The sequence below is a fragment of the Falsiroseomonas tokyonensis genome (assembly GCF_019024325.1).
Lineage (GTDB): Bacteria > Pseudomonadota > Alphaproteobacteria > Acetobacterales > Acetobacteraceae > Falsiroseomonas > Falsiroseomonas tokyonensis.
On record NZ_JAFNJS010000004.1, the window covers coordinates 427,513 to 442,630 of the forward strand.

Below are 15,118 nucleotides of genomic sequence, written 5' to 3' on the forward strand. Positions count from 1 at the left end.
CGGTTGGCCCAGGTCTGGGCGCATGGTGCTGGCGACGGGGCCAGCCCCTTCATCGGGCGGAGGAGGTATCGGGGCCGTGTTACATGCCGCGGTCAGTTATGCTGAAAAAATGTTAACCTTGGTCCCAGCGGATGGCGCAGAATTGGCGTCATGCGCCAGGAGCCGAAGCATGCTTACGCGCCGCAACGCTTCGTATCCAAAAGCCGGTAGCCCTGCCGCCCCCATCGTATCAAAGAGGAGACTCCTGGAGGGCGGCCTCCAAGGCGCCACAAGCGAGGTCCATACTGTTGCGCATGCCTTCCCCCATTCCTGACCGCCGCTTCCTTTTGCGCGCCACCAGCCTGCTCGGCCTGACCGCCATGGCCAGCGGCTGCGCCGCCCGAATCGACCCCGCCGCCTCCGGCCTCCGCCTGCCCAGCTTCTTCCGCGCCGCGAATGCGGAGCCGGTGCCGGATGCCATGCGCTGGCCGGATGCCAGCTGGTGGCAGGGCTTCAACGCGCCGCAGCTGGACCAGCTGATGCAGGCGGCCATGGCCGGCAACCTGGACCTGGCCGCCGCCGCCGCCCGGCTGCGCCAGGCGGATGCCGAGGTGCGCATTTCCGGCGCCGCGCTGCTGCCGACGGTGGATGGGGATATCCAGGCCGCGCGGTCCCGCTCCAGCAACCGCAACCTGGGCAGTTCGGCCAGCGCCAACAACAGCTTCGGCACCGGCCTCTCGGCCAGCTACGAGTTGGATTTCTGGGGCCGCAACCGGGCGATCCTGGACAGCGCCCGCTCCTCCGCCACCGCGGCGCGCTATGCCATCGGCGTCACGGCGCTGAGCACGCAATCCTCCGTCGCCACCGCGCTGTTCAACGTGCTGGGCGCGCAGGAGCAGCTGGAGATCCAGCGCGGCAACCTGGAGGTGGCGGAGCGCAACCTGTCCATCCTGCGCCAGCGCGTCGCCGTCGGCACCGCCACCGGGCTGGACGTGGCGCAGCAGGAAACGGTGGTGGCGCAGCAGCGCGCCGCCATTCCGCCGCTGCAGCAGACCGCGGAGCAGAACAGCTTCGCGCTCGGCACGCTGACCGGCGTGGCGCCGGGGGAGATCGATATCCGCGCGGTGCGCCTCGATTCCCTGGTGGTTCCGGTGATCGAGCCGGGCCTGCCTTCCGAGGTTCTGGCCCGCCGGCCGGATGTGCAGCAGGCGGAGGCGAACCTGGCCGCCGCCAATGCCAATGTCGCCGCCGCCCGCGCCGCGCTGTTTCCCACCATCGCGCTGACCGGCAGCGGCGGGCTGCAGAGCCTGGCGCTGGATACGCTGCTGCGGCCAGGCGCCACCGTCTACAGCTTGGCCGCGGGTCTGACCGCGCCGATCTTCGATGGCGGCGCGCTGCGCGCCCAGGTGGAGCAGTTCAGCGCCCGGCAGGCGGAGCTGCTGGCGGATTACCGCCGCACCATCCTGGCCGCGCTGCAGGATACGGAAACCAGCCTGTCCGCCCTGCGCCGCACGACGGAGGCGCTGCAGCTGCAGCGCGTGCGGGCGGAAGCGGCGCAGCGCGCCTATGCCATCGCGGATGCGCAGCTGCAGGCCGGCACGGTGGATCTGCTGACCGTGCTCTCGGTGCAGTCCAGCCTGTTCACCGCGCGCAACGCCGTGGCCCAGGCGCAGACGGACCGGCTGCAGGCCGCCGCGGCGCTGTTCACGGCCTTGGGAGGCGGCTGGACCTATGTTCCGCCGGCCTCCGCCCCATTTGCGGAAGCCGCCCCCGCTGCCGTCGGCAGGATGAGCCCCCCAAGATGAACGACCTGCCCCGCCCGCCTCGGCCGGAAGCCCCGACTGCCTCAACCAGCCAGGCAGCGCTGCCCGCGCCGCCGGAGGTGCTGGCGCTGCCCGCACCCGGCGCAACGGCGAGCCCCACCCCCGCCCCGGTAGGGCGCCGGCGCCGCTGGCCCTGGCTCCTGGTCCTGCTGCTGCTGCTGGCGGCCGGCGGGGGCTGGTATGGCTGGCGGCAGGGCTGGTTCGGCAATGCGGCGGCGCCCGCTTCCGGCACGCCCGCGGCGGGCCCCGCCGGCGCCCGGCGCGGCGCCGGCGCGCCCGCCATCCCGGTGACCGCCGCGACCGCGACGGTGGAAGACCTGCCGATCCTGCTGGATGCGCTGGGCACGGTCCAGGCTTCCAACACCGTCACCGTGGTGCCGCAGGTCTCCGGCCGCATCACCGAGATCCTGTTCCGCGAGGGGCAGGAGGTGAAGGCGGGAGATGTGCTGGTGCGCATCGACCAGCGCAGCTACCAGGCGGCGCTGGACCAGGCGGTGGCGACGCGGGCGCAGCGCCAGGCGCAGCTGGCCAATGCGCAGCGCGACCTGCAGCGCTACCAGCAGCTGGCGCGCAGCAGCGGCACATCGCAGCAGACGCTGGACACGCAGCGCGCCACCGTGGCGCAGCTGGAGGCGCAGCTCCAATTCGACCAGGCGACGATCGACGCCGCCCAGGCGCAGCTGGACGACACCACCATCCGATCCCCGATCGATGGCCGCGTCGGCCTGCGCCAGGTGGATATCGGCAATTTCGTGCAGTCCAGCAGCACCACGGGCATCGTGGTTGTGACGCAGCTGCGGCCCGTGGCGGTGACCTTCACCCTGCCGCAGCAGAACCTGGCGCAGGTGATCCAGGCGCTGCAGGCGGGGCCCGTGCCGGTGGAAGCGCGGCTGGCGGAAACCGCGCCGCCGCGGCTGGATGGCAGCGCCCCGCCGCCCAATCCGATTGGCCGCCTGGTCACGGTGGACAATCAGGTGGACCAGACCACCGGCACCATCAAGCTGAAGGCGGAATTCGACAATGCCGACCTGCGGCTGTGGCCCGGCGCCTTCGTCAATACGCGCATCCAGGTGGCAACGCTGCGGGACGTGGTGGTGCTGCCGCTGGTCGCCGTGCAGCGCGGGCCGCAGGGCCCCTATGCCTTCGTCATCCGCGACGACAATACGGTGGAGCAGCGGCCGCTGACGCTCGGCACCATCGCCGGCCAGCAGGCCGTGGTGCAGCGCGGCATGCGCCCGGGTGAGCGGGCCGTCACCTCCGGCGCGCTGCGCCTGGTGGAGGGCAGCGCGGTGCAGGTGGCGGATCCCGTGGTGCCGGCGGCGGTGCCGCGGCAGCAGCGGCGTCGCCCGCAGGGCGCGGGGGGTCCGCAGGGAGCGGGTGGTCCGCAGGGCGCGGGTGCTCCGGCTGGCGGTGCGCCTGGCAATCCGCCCGCTGGCGCACCGGCGCCCGCTTCCGGCGCGCGGCCTGCGGGTGCCCCCGCACCGTGAACATCTCCGCGCCCTTCATCGCGCGGCCCATCGCCACCGCGCTGCTGGCCATCGCGGTGCTGCTGACCGGGCTCTATGGCTATCTGCGCCTGCCGGTGTCCTCGCTGCCGGAGGTGGACTTCCCCACCATCCAGGTGACAACCCAGCTGCCCGGCGCGTCCCCGGACACCATCGCGGTGCTGGTCACCGCCTCCCTGGAACGCCAGCTGGCGCAGATTGCGGGGCTGTCCGAGATGGTCTCGGTCAGCGGCCCCTCCGTCTCCCGCATCACGCTGCAGTTCAACCTGGATCGCGACATCGACGATGCGGCGCAGGATGTGCAGGCGGCGATCAATGCGGCGCGCGGCACGCTGCCTTCCACCCTGCCCTATCCGCCGACCTATGCGAAGGTGAACCCGGCCGATCCGCCGATCCTGACGCTCGCCCTGACCAGTGAGACGCTGCCGGTGGCGCGGCTGTCGGATATCGTCGATACGCTGCTGGCGCAGCGCCTGGCGCAGGTGGGCGGCGTCGGCCGCGTCGCCGTGCAGGGCAATATGCGCCCGGCGGTGCGGCTGCAGGTGGATCCGCGACGGCTCGCCGCCTATGGCATCGGCATGGAGGCGGTGCGCAGCGCCGTCACCGCCAGCAATGTCGCCGGCGCCAAGGGGTCCGTGAACGGGCCGCAGCAGTCCTCCGCCGTCATGGCGAACGACCAGATCACCACCGCCGCGGGCTTCGATGACCTGATCGTCGCCTGGCGCGACGGCGCGCCGGTGCGGCTGCGCGATATCGGCGCGGCGGTGGAGGGGCTGGAGAACACGCTGACGGCGGCCTGGTTCAACGGCCGCCCCGCCGTGCTGCTGGATGTGCAGCGCCAGCCCGGCGCCAATATCGTCGCCACGGTGGAGGCGCTGCGCGGCCAGCTGGAGGGGCTGCAGCGCGCGCTGCCGGCGGGGGTGGAGCTTTCGGTTGTCTCGGATCGAACCGAGACCATCCGCGCCTCGGTGCATGAGGTGCAGCTGACCCTGGTTCTGTCCATCGTGCTGGTGGTGGCGGTGATCTTCCTGTTCCTGCGCACGGCGCGGGCCACCATCGTGCCCGGCGTGGCGCTGCCGCTGTCCATCATCGGCACCTTCGGCATCATGGCGCTGCTCGGCTATTCCATGGACAACCTCTCGCTGATGGCGCTGGTCATCGCGACGGGCTTCGTGGTCGACGATGCGATCGTGATGATCGAGAACATCGTCCGCATGATCGAGGAGGGGAAGAAGCCCCTGCAGGCGGCCTATGAGGGTGCGAAGCAGATCGGCTTCACCATCGTCTCCCTCACCCTCTCGCTGATCGCGGTCTTTATCCCGCTGCTGTTCATGGAGGGTGTGGTCGGCCGGCTGTTCCGTGAATTCGCCATGGTGCTGACCATCTCCGTGCTGGTCTCCATGGTCGTGTCGCTGACGCTGACGCCGATGATGTGCGGGCTTCTGCTGCGCCCGCATGGGGAGGACAAGCCCGGCCGCATCTCCGACCTGTTCGAGCGCGGCTTCGAGGCGCTGCGCCGCGGCTATGCCCGCACGCTGGACATGGCCCTGGCGCGGGAGGGGCTGATGCTGGTGCTGGCCGGGCTGACGCTCGCCGGCACGGTGGGGCTCTACATCGTCATGCCGAAGGGTTTTCTTCCCCTCCAGGATACGGGGCTGATCACCATCACCACGGAGGCGCCGCAGGACGTCTCCTTCGCCCGCATGTCGGAGCTGCAGCGCCGGGTCTCGGAGCTGGTGCGTCAGGATCCGGACGTGGTCGCAGTGACCTCCGTCGCCGGGGCCGGCACGGTGAATGCGGCCCAGAACACCGGGCAGCTGACCGCGGTGCTGCGGCCGCGCAGCGAACGCAGCGACGATGTCTCCGCCATCATGGCGCGCCTGGCGCCGCGGCTGGCCACCATACCGGGCATCGAGACCTATATGCAGCCGGTGCAGGACATCCAGATCGGCACGCGGCCCTCCTCCACCCAGTACCAGTACACGCTGATGGACAGCGACGCGGCGCAGTTGGCCGAATGGGCGCCGCGCATGCTGGCGGCGATGCGGCAATTGCCGGAGCTGCGCGACGTCGGCAGCGACCAGCGGGAGGATGGGCTGCGCGTGCAGGTGCAGGTGGACCGGCTGCGCGCGGCGCGGCTCGGCGTCACCATGCAGGCGGTGGACGATACGCTCTACAACGCCTTCGGCCAGCGCCAGATCTCCACCATCTATGCGCAGAACAACCAGTACCGCGTGGTGCTGGAAGCCGACCCGGCGCAGGCCAGCGACCCCGCCGCCATCGGCCTGCTGCGCGTGACCAGCACGGTGGCGGGCACGGATGGCATCGCGGCGCAGATCCCGCTATCCGAGATCGCCACCATCAGCCGCGGCCGCGGCCCGCTGACCATCACGCGGCTGGACCAGTTCCCGGCGGTGACGCTCAGCTTCAACCTCGCCCCCGATGCCTCGCTCGGCGCGGCGCTTGAGGCGGTGCGCCGGACTCAGGCCTCGCTCGGCATGCCGGATTCCATCTCCGGCCGCTTCGGCGGCGATGCGGCGGAATTCACGCGGTCCCTGGCCGGCCAGGGCTGGCTGATCCTGGCCGCCATCATCGTCATCTACATCGTGCTCGGCGTGCTCTACGAAAGCGTCATCCACCCCATCACCATCCTGTCCACCCTGCCCTCAGCCGGCATCGGCGCGCTGCTTGGGCTGGAGCTGTTCGGGCTGGACCTGTCCGTGGTGGGGCTGATCGGCATCGTGCTGCTGATGGGCATCGTGAAGAAGAACGCCATCATGATGATCGACTTCGCGCTGGAGGCGCAGCGCGAGCACGGCATGTCGCCGCGCGATGCAATCCGGGAAGCCTGCCTGCTGCGCTTCCGGCCGATCATGATGACGACCATGGCCGCCCTGCTCGGCGCGCTGCCGCTGGTGCTGGGATCGGGCGCGGGGTCGGAGCTGCGGCTGCCGCTTGGCGTCTCCGTCATCGGCGGGCTGCTGCTGAGCCAGGTGATCACGCTCTACACCACCCCCGTCATCTACCTGGCGATGGAGGCGATCCGCAGCCGCGCCGCGCGGCTTGGCCGGGGCAGCGCCCCGCCGGCGCCGGCGGAATAGCCCGTGTCGATCTCCGCCCCCTTCATCGCGCGCCCCATCGGCACCACGCTTATGGCGATCGGCCTCGCGCTGGCCGGTCTCGTCGCCTATTTCGACCTTCCCGTAGCGCCATTGCCAAAGGTGGATTTCCCGACCATCGCGGTGACGGCCAGCCAGTCCGGCGCGGATCCGGCCATCATGGCCTCCTCCGTCGCGGCGCCGCTGGAGCGCAAGCTGGGCGAGATTCCCGGCATCAGCGAGATGACCTCCAGCTCCTCGCTCGGCTCCACGCGCATCATCCTGCAGTTCGACCTCTCGCGCTCCATCGAATCCGCGGCGCGGGACGTGCAAGCGGCGATCAATGCGGCGCAGGCGGACCTGCCGTCCGGCCTCACCAGCCAGCCGAGTTTCCGCAAGCTGAACCCCGGCGACCTGCCGGTGCTGATCCTGGCCATGACCTCCGACACGCTGACGGCGGGCGAGATCTACGATGCGGCGGACAGCGTGGTGGTGCCGCGGCTGTCGCAGGTGAATGGCACGGCGACTGTGGGCATCGCGGGGGCGGAGCAGCCGGCGGTGCGGGTCGCGGTGGACCCCGCGGCGGCGACGGCGGCCAATGTCTCGCTCGACCAGATCCGCACCGCCATCACCAATGCCAATGTCACCCAGGCCACCGGGCTGATCGACGGCCCCTATCAGTCCGCCGCCATCTCGGTGAATGACCGGCTGGCGACGCCGCAGGACTTCGGCGACATCGTGGTGACCCAGGCCAATGGTGCCATCGTGCGCCTGTCCAGCCTGGCGCAGGTGGATCTGGGGCCGCGCGACCGGCGCCAGGCGGGGTCCTACAACGGCCGCCCGGCGGTGATCCTCACCGTCTACAAGCAGGCGGACGCCAATGTGCTGGAGGTGGTGGACGGCGTGCGCGCTTTGCTGCCGGACCTGGCGCGCTGGATCCCCGCCGGCATCGACGTGACCATCATGCGCGACCGGTCGGAGACGATCCGCGCCAGCGTGGCGGAGGTGCAGCACACGCTGCTGATCAGCATCGTGCTGGTGGTGCTGGTGGTGGCGGTCTTCCTGCGCCGCACCTCCGCCATCATCGCCGCCGGCATTTCCGTGCCGCTGTCGCTGCTCGGTACGCTGGGCGTGATGTGGATGGTGGGCTTCTCGCTCAACAACCTCTCGCTGATGGCGCTGACCATCTCGGTCGGCTTCGTCGTCGACGACGCCATCATCATGATCGAGAACATGGCGCGCATGACCGAGCGTGGCCTGCGGCCGCGGGAGGCGGCGCTGGAGGGCGCGCGGCAGATCGGCTTCACCGTGGTCTCGATGAGCGTCTCGCTGATCGCGGTCTTCATCCCGCTGCTGTTCATGGGCGGCATCGTCGGCCGCATGTTCTTCGAATTTGCGGCGACGCTGTCCATCGCGGTGGCCATCTCCGCAGTCATCTCCCTGACCGTCACGCCGATGCTGGCGGTGCTTCTGGCGCGGCAGCGGCCGCATGTGCCGGGCCGCTTCGGCCGGGGCTTCGAGGCGGCGATGGACGGCGTCATCGCGCTGTACATGCGCAGCCTGGTGGCGGTGCTGCGCTGGCGGCGGCTGACGGTGACGGTGACCATCGGCCTCGTGGCACTCACCGTCTGGCTCTACATGCAGGTGCCCAAGGCCTTCTTCCCGGAGCAGGACAGCAACCTGCTGGTGGGTGCGGTGGTGGCGCAGCCGGACACTTCCTTCCAGGCCATGGTCGGCTACCAGGAGCGGGTGGTGGAGGTGATACGCGCCGATCCGGCGGTGGAGAGCGTCTCCGCCTCGCTCGGTGGCGGCGGCTTCTTCGGCTCCTCCAACATCCGCCTGCAGGTCGGGCTGAAGCCGCTGGCCGATCGGGGCGGCATGAATGCGGCGCAGGTCATCGCGCGGCTGCGCGCCCCGCTCGGCCGCATCGTCGGCGCGCAGACCTTCCTGCGTGCGCAGAGCGACATCATGGTCGGCGGCCGCCAAGGCAATGCGAACTATCAGTACGTGCTGCTGACCCCGGACCTGGAGGAGCTTGGCACCTGGAGCGAGCGGCTGGTGAACCAGCTGCGCACGATTCCGCAGGTGGTGGATGTCTCCTCGGACCAGGAACGCACCGGCCTGGTCTCCCGCCTGGTGATCGATCGCGATGCGGCGGCGCGCCTCGGCGTCTCCATCTCGGCGCTCGGCGGCGCGCTGAACAATGCCTTCGCGCAGCGCCAGGTCTCCACCATCTACCGCACGCGCAACCAGTATCGCGTGATCCTGGAGATCGATCCGCGGCTGACGCAGGACCCCTCCCAGCTCACCGGCATCTTCGTGCCGGGGCGCGACGGGCCGGTGCCGCTGGCCACCCTGGTGCGGCTGGAACGCACCACGGCGCCGCGTTCCATCACCCATCAGGGCCTGTTCCCGGCGGCCAGCATCAGCTTCTCCCTGGCCGAGGGGGTGGAGCTGGGTGCCGCGACGCGGATCGTCGAGCAGGCGGCGCTGGATATCCAAATGCCGGCCAGCGTGCGCGGCGAATTCGCCGGCAATGCCCGCAGCTTCCAGACCTTCCTCACCGGCCTGCCGCTGCTGATCCTGGCGGCGCTGGTCACCATCTACATCGTGCTGGGCGTGCTCTATGAAAGCCTGATCCACCCGCTGACCATCCTGTCCACGCTGCCGACCGCGGGCATAGGCGCGCTGCTGGCGCTGCTGGCCACCGGCACGCCCTTCAGCGTGATCGCGATGATCGGCGTGATCCTGCTGATGGGCATCGTGAAGAAGAACGCCATCATGATGGTGGACTTCGCGCTGGCCCATGAACGCGAAGGTGGCGAGGGCGGCATGGTGGCGATCCTGGAGGCCTGCCGCGAACGTTTCCGGCCGATCCTGATGACCACGCTGGCGGCGCTGTTCGGCGCCATCCCGCTGGCCATCGCCACGGGGCCGGGCGCGGAGCTGCGCCAGCCGCTCGGCATCACCATCATCGGCGGGCTGATCCTGTCGCAGCTGCTGACGCTCTACACCACGCCGGCGGTTTATTTGACGTTTGAGCGCATGGCGGCGAAGCGGCGCCGGCCGCTGCCCAAGGTGACCGCGCCGGCCTGAGCCGGATGAAGAAATCTTCATCCATAGTGGATTGATGCATCGAGCCCCGAGGTATTAGCCTCGATGCATGGCCAAGCTCCGCCCCGTCCCTCCCCGCATCGACTATGGCGCCCGCGACTACTGGGCCGGCACCATCAAGATGGGGCTGTCGAAATTCTTCATCCTGCGCGTGCTGCATGACGCGCCGCTGCATGGCTATGACGTGGCGAGGGCGGTGGAGCGGGTGACGGGCGGCTGCTGTTCGCCCACCGAGGGCACCATCTACCCCGTCCTGCGCGAATTCGAAGCCGGCGGCTTCGTCACCGTGGCGGAGGAAGTGGTGCAGGGCCGGCAGCGCCGCGTCTATGCCCTGACGGACAGCGGCCGCGCCGCCTTCCAGGTCGCGCTGGAGGCCTGGATGGAAGCCACCGCCGCGCTGACCGATACCGGCCGCGCCTTCGCCAAACCCTGCAAGGAGGATTGCGCATGACCCAATCCCTGCCTGTCGCCGTCATCGGCGCCGGCCCCATCGGGCTGGCCGCCGCCGCGCATCTGCGGGCGCGCGGGCTGCGCCCGCTGGTGCTGGAAGCCGGGCCGCACATCGCGGCCGCGGTGCGGGAATGGGGCCATGTGCGGATGTTCTCGCCCTGGCGCTACAACATCGACGCGGCCGCCGCCGCACTGCTGGCGTCGCGCGGCTGGCAGGCGCCGGACCCCGAAACCTATCCGACCGGCGCCGAGCTGGTGGCGCGCTACCTGGACCCGCTGGCCGAGGCGCTGGCCGAGGACATTCGCACGGATACCCGCGTCACCGGTGTCGCGCGGCGGGATCTCGGCCGGCTGCAGGATGGCGCGGACCGCGCCGCGGCGCCCTTCGTGCTGCATCTGGCGGATGAGGAGGCGATCGAGGCCGCGGCGGTGATCGACACCTCCGGCACCTGGTCCGCCCCGAATCCCGCCGGCGCGCATGGCCTGCCGGCACTGGGCGAGGCGCGCCACGCCGACCGCATCGCCTATGGCATCCCCGATGTGCTCGGCGCCGCCCGCGAAAACTATGCAGGGCGCACCACGCTGGTGGTGGGCGCCGGGCATTCCGCCATGAATGCGGTGCTGGACCTGGCGGAGCTGGCGCGGCAGGTGCCGGGCACGCGCATCCTCTGGGCGTTTCGCCGACCGCTCGGCGCGGTGAATTTCGGCGGCGGCGCGAAGGATGGGCTGGCGGCGCGCGGCGCGCTCGGCGCGCGGGCGCAGGCGCTGGTGGAGCGCGGCGCCGTGACCGCCCTCGCCCCCTTCCTGATCGACCGCATCGCGGCGCAGGACGGGGCGCTGGCGATCACCGGCCGGCAGGCGGCGCAGGCGCTGACCGTCCAGGCCGACCGCCTCATCGTCGCCACCGGCTTCCGCCCCGATTTTGGCTTCCTGCGGGAGGTGCGGCTGCTGCTGGACCCGGCGGTGGAGGCGACCCCCGCCCTCGCCCCGCTGATCGACCCGAACCAGCACAGCTGCGGCACGGTGCGCCCGCATGGCGAGGCCGAGCTGCGCCAGCCGGAGCCGGGCTTCTACATCGCCGGCATGAAGAGCTACGGCCGCGCCCCCACCTTCCTGCTGGCCACGGGCCATGAGCAGGTGCGCAGCATCGCCGCCCACCTGGCGGGCGACACCGCCGCCGCGCAGCGCGTGGAGCTGGTGCTGCCGGAGACGGGCGTCTGCAACCTGGACCGCGCACCCGCCGCCTCATCCTGCTGCACGCCGGTGACGCCGCAGGTCAGCTGCTGCGCGCCCAAGCCGGAGCTTGCCGCCACCGCGCCCTGCTGCGGCGTGGCGTGAGCGAGGCATCGCCCGCCGGCGCCAAGCGCGTCGTCATTGCCCTCGGCACGGCCCAGACGCTGGCCTGGGCCTCCTCCTACTACCTGCCAGCGATCCTGGCGGCGCCGATGGCCGCGGAGTTCGGCGTGTCCACGGCCTGGATCTTCGGGGCCTTCTCCGCCGCGCTCATGCTCTCGGCGCTGCTCGGCCCCCTGGTGGGGCGGGCGATCGACCAGAGGGGCGGGCGGGGCATGCTCACCGCCTCCAACCTGGTGCTGGCGCTCGGGCTGGTGGCGCTGGGCCTGGCGCAGGGGCCCTGGGGGATGGCGGCGGGCTGGGTCGTGCTGGGCATCGGCATGGCCATGGGGCTCTATGACGCGGCCTTCGCGACACTGGCCGGGCTTTATGGCCTGGCGGCGCGCGGGCCGATCACCGGCATCACCCTGATCGCGGGCTTCGCCAGCACCGTGGGCTGGCCGGTCTCCGCGCTGATGGAGGAGGCCTTCGGCTGGCGCGGCGCCTGCCTCGGCTGGGCGGCACTGCATCTGCTGGTGGGCCTGCCGCTGAACCGGCTGCTGGTGCCGCCGGCGCCGCCGCCGGAGCGCAAGGCGGCGATGACGCAGCAGGCGCCGCCGGCGCCGAGCCGCCTGGCCATGCCGCTGCTCGCCTTCGTCTTCGCCGGCAGCTGGTTCATCGCCGGCGCCATGGCGGCGCATCTGCCGGCGCTGCTGCAGGCCGCAGGGGCCACGGGGGCCACGGCGGTGGCCGCGGCGGCGCTGATCGGGCCGGCGCAGGTGGCGGCGCGCGTCGCCGAATTCGGGCTGTTGCGGCGCTTCCACCCGCTGGTCTCGGCGCGGCTGGCCATGCTGGGGCATCCCCTGGGCGCCGCGGTGCTGCTGATCTTCGGCGGGCCGGCGGCGGCGGCCTATGCCGTGCTGCACGGCATGGGCAATGGCGTGATGACCATCGCCAAGGGCACGCTGCCGCTGGCCGTCTTCGGTCCCGGTGGCTATGGCGCGCGGCAGGGGCTGCTGGGGGCGCCGGCGCGCTTCCTTCAGGCGGCCTCGCCCTTCCTCTTCGGGCTGCTGCTGGAACGCGGGGGCGTAGCGGCCGCGCTCAGCGTCACCATGGCGCTGGCGCTGTCCGGCTGCCTGGCGCTTCTGCTGCTGCGGCCGGCGCCGGCCGCCGCGCCCGAGGGCTGAACCCTACATCACCGGCAGCAGCAGGCGGGACGCCATCGGTCCGCCACAGCGGATGGACAGGGTGAGGGGCAGCGCCTCCGCCACCGTCGCCGCGCGCGGATCCGTGCCAGTTCCGGGGTTCACCGGATAGGCAGGGAAGCAGGCACCGGCGAGGGACAGGCGCAGCCTTTGCCCCGGCTGCAGCGTGATGCACAGCGCGCGCAGCTTCAGCCGCACCTCGCCCGGCCGCGTCACCACCGCATGCGCCTGGGATAGCGCAAAACTTCGTCCCTCCGGCGTCACCAGGGACAACGTGGCGTTGACATCGAAGCTCCGCGCATTGGCCTCGATCTCCAGCACCAGCTCCGGCACGCCGACCAGGTCGAGCGGCGCGGCCAGCGGTTCCGTGGTGAAGCAGGCGACGTCGAAGCGCGCATCGACCTGCGCCCTGTCGCACCAGGCGGGGTTGCCGTGATGCAGGCCGATTGCAGGCACCGGGCGCCAGGGGTCATGCGTCACACGCTCCCACACCGCCTCTGCGGGCGGCGCATCCGCCAACTCCCCATCCCGCACCGCGGCGCGGCCATCGCCCGCCAGGTACAGCGGACGCAACGCCGGCTGCGGAAACGCGGAAAAGCAGCGCCAGATGCGCAGGCCGAGGTCGAAAAGCCGCACGCGGCCTTCGGCCATCCAGCCCGGCGGGTCCCGCCCCTTCAGCACATGGTCGAAGAGCGCCACCTGCATCGCATCGATATCGCTCAGCGCCGCCGGCTCGAAATCCGTGCCGGCGCCCTGCGGCGACCAGGCGAGATGCGGCCAGGGGCCAATGATCAGCCAATTCTCCGCATGAAGCTGCGAAAGCGCCGCGAAGCCGGCCAGCGTGCCGTCCAGGTGATAGTCGAACCAGCCGCCGACCCAGAGCGCGGGGATTGCGGGCCGCGCCGCGCCAATCGCCTGTGCGGGCGAGGCGCGCGTCCAGTAGGCATCCTCGGCCGGCGCATCGCGCCAGACCTCGTAGTGGTGCAGCGCCTTGTGGCGATCGAGCAGCGCCGGCGCCGCGGGCACCGGCCCGGCGAAGATCGAAGGCCCGGCCGCGGCGAGCGCGGCATAGGCCACCGCATCCCCCGCGCGCCGCGCCTGGATCGCCGCGACCTGCGCCGCCCAATAGGCATTGCCCGCCAGCAGGAAGGCGCCCCTGTCGCGCGCCTTCTCCGCATAGAGGTCCCAGCTCGCCATGGCCGGCGAGATGGCGCGCAGCGCCGGCGGCTGTTGCGACAAGGCAAGAAGCTGCGTGGCCCCCTGATACGAAAAGCCGTACATCGCCACCTGGCCATCCGCGCCCGGCAGGGAAGCGGCCCAGGCAACGGCCTCCGCGCCATCCTCCGCCTCGCGGTCATAGGCGACGAAGACCCCTTCGGAGGTGCCGCTGCCGCGCACATCCTGGATCACCACGATATAGCCCTGCGCCGCATACCAGGCGGGATGCGCGAAGACGACGGTGGAGGCGATGCGCCGTCCATAGGGCTGGCGCATCAGCAGAACGGGATGCGGGCCGGGCGCGGCGGGGCGCCAGACATCCGCATCCAGCCGCACCCCATCGCAGGTGCGCATGGATAGCGTCTCTGGACTCACCCGCCGTAGGTCCGCCGCACCATCTCATCCATGTGTTCGCCGGTGGTGCAGGGCGCGTAATGCGGCGGGCCGGCTTCCGGCAGGCAGGTGGGCACGCAGCGCACCACATAGTCGCGGCGCGGGCTGTAGAAGGCGGCGCAGGAATAGCGGTCCCGCCCGCTCGCGGCATTCACCACGCGATGCGGCGTCGACTGGTACATGTCATTGGTCCAGCGCCGCACCATGTCGCCGAGATTGACGATGAAGGTGCCGGGGATCGGCGTGGCGCTGATCCATTGCCCATCGGCATTGCAGACCTCGAGCCCACCCGCATCGTCCTGCAGCAGCAGCGTCAGCGCGCCCCAATCGGTATGCGCCCCGGCGCCGAGCTGGTTGAAGGCGGCATCCTTCGGCTGCGGCGGGTAGTGCAGCAGGCGGATGGAAGGCTTCACGCCCTCGAAGCCGTCGCAGAAATAGCTCTCGGACAGGTCGAGCGACAGGGCGAAGGCGCGCATCAGCCGGTCGGCCAGCGAGGTCACCGCGGTGTGGTAGCTTTCCATCTGCGCGCGGAACTCCGCCATGCCCTCCGGCCACAGGTTGCGCGGGCCGTCCGGCGCTTCGCCGGCGAACATGAAGCTCTCCTTCAGGTCGGGCGGGGAGCCTTCGTCCAGGCGCTGGCGCTGCATCGCCTCATAGCCGCGGTTGTGCGCGCCGGGGCGGAAATGCACGGCCATCTTCTCCGCAAGCGGCCTGGCAAAGAAGGCGCGGGCGGCGGCGAACTGGCCATCCAGCAGGCGCTGCGGAATGCCGTGATTGGCGGCGTAGAAGAAGCCGGTGTCGCGGCAGGCCTTGTGGATCTGCCAGGCGACATCCTTGCGCGACGCGGGCTCGGCCGAGGCAAGCCCGCCGATATCGATGACGGGGATCGACGTCATGGCTGCGGGCGCCCTGTAGATGCTCACGCGGCTTTCTCCTGCGGGATATGGCTTCGCATCCTGCCGGGGCTCGGCAGGCCAGGCGGATCGGCCTCCGCGTCGCGG

General features: G+C 71.2%; 9 protein-coding genes. 7 read left to right on the plus strand and 2 right to left on the minus strand.

Features of this window, described 5'->3' with window-relative positions; genetic code table 11:
* Positions 1–293: 293 nt before the first annotated feature.
* From J3S20_RS15700 to J3S20_RS15730, 7 genes are all read left to right on the plus strand, one after another.
* On the plus strand, positions 294–1,784 hold the full coding sequence (locus J3S20_RS15700; protein WP_216837430.1) for an efflux transporter outer membrane subunit: 1,491 nt from the start codon (positions 294–296) through the stop codon (positions 1,782–1,784).
* Positions 1,781–3,289 (plus strand): efflux RND transporter periplasmic adaptor subunit, encoded by a 1,509-nt coding sequence (locus tag J3S20_RS15705; RefSeq protein WP_216837431.1) that lies wholly within the window; start codon positions 1,781–1,783, stop codon positions 3,287–3,289. Before J3S20_RS15700 ends, J3S20_RS15705 begins: the two co-directional genes overlap by 4 nt.
* Positions 3,286–6,408, plus strand: coding sequence for an efflux RND transporter permease subunit (locus tag J3S20_RS15710; protein WP_216837432.1), 3,123 nt, complete (start codon positions 3,286–3,288; stop codon positions 6,406–6,408). The genes J3S20_RS15705 and J3S20_RS15710 overlap by 4 nt, the downstream gene beginning before the upstream one ends.
* A 3-nt stretch (positions 6,409–6,411) precedes the next feature.
* Positions 6,412–9,501, plus strand: a complete 3,090-nt coding sequence (locus J3S20_RS15715; RefSeq protein ID WP_216837433.1) for an efflux RND transporter permease subunit — start codon at positions 6,412–6,414, stop codon at positions 9,499–9,501.
* A 67-nt stretch (positions 9,502–9,568) separates the two neighbouring features.
* A complete protein-coding gene (locus J3S20_RS15720; RefSeq protein WP_246602852.1) occupies positions 9,569–9,970 on the plus strand; it encodes a PadR family transcriptional regulator in 402 nt (133 codons plus the stop codon).
* Positions 9,967–11,307 carry an NAD(P)-binding domain-containing protein gene (locus J3S20_RS15725; protein WP_216837434.1) on the plus strand — a complete coding sequence of 447 codons (1,341 nt, stop codon included), beginning with the start codon at positions 9,967–9,969 and terminating at the stop codon, positions 11,305–11,307. The genes J3S20_RS15720 and J3S20_RS15725 overlap by 4 nt, the downstream gene beginning before the upstream one ends.
* A complete protein-coding gene (locus tag J3S20_RS15730) occupies positions 11,304–12,488 on the plus strand; it encodes an MFS transporter (protein ID WP_343215235.1) in 1,185 nt (394 codons plus the stop codon). The genes J3S20_RS15725 and J3S20_RS15730 overlap by 4 nt, the downstream gene beginning before the upstream one ends.
* A gap of 3 nt (positions 12,489–12,491) precedes the next feature.
* Here J3S20_RS15730 and J3S20_RS15735 read toward each other — a convergent pair whose 3' ends face one another.
* Together J3S20_RS15735 and J3S20_RS15740 are read right to left on the minus strand one after the other, a co-directional pair.
* Complete coding sequence (locus tag J3S20_RS15735; RefSeq protein WP_216837435.1) at positions 12,492–14,078, minus strand: CocE/NonD family hydrolase; 1,587 nt, start codon at positions 14,076–14,078, stop codon at positions 12,492–12,494.
* Positions 14,079–14,095: 17 nt separating this feature from the next.
* The gene (locus tag J3S20_RS15740) at positions 14,096–15,040 is read right to left on the minus strand and encodes an isopenicillin N synthase family dioxygenase (protein ID WP_343215236.1); all 945 of its coding nucleotides are present in this window, start codon (positions 15,038–15,040) and stop codon (positions 14,096–14,098) included.
* Positions 15,041–15,118 lie beyond the last annotated feature (78 nt).

Excerpts from the sequence above, each read along its gene's own strand:
- J3S20_RS15725 (WP_216837434.1), top strand. The coding sequence starts at position 9,967 with ATGACCCAATCCCTGCCTGTCGCCGTCATCGGCGCCGGCCCCATCGGG.
- J3S20_RS15705 (WP_216837431.1), top strand. The coding sequence starts at position 1,781 with ATGAACGACCTGCCCCGCCCGCCTCGGCCGGAAGCCCCGACTGCCTCA.
- J3S20_RS15720 (WP_246602852.1), top strand. The coding sequence starts at position 9,569 with ATGGCCAAGCTCCGCCCCGTCCCTCCCCGCATCGACTATGGCGCCCGC.
- J3S20_RS15700 (WP_216837430.1), top strand. The coding sequence starts at position 294 with ATGCCTTCCCCCATTCCTGACCGCCGCTTCCTTTTGCGCGCCACCAGC.
- J3S20_RS15735 (WP_216837435.1), bottom strand. The coding sequence starts at position 14,078 with ATGCGCACCTGCGATGGGGTGCGGCTGGATGCGGATGTCTGGCGCCCC.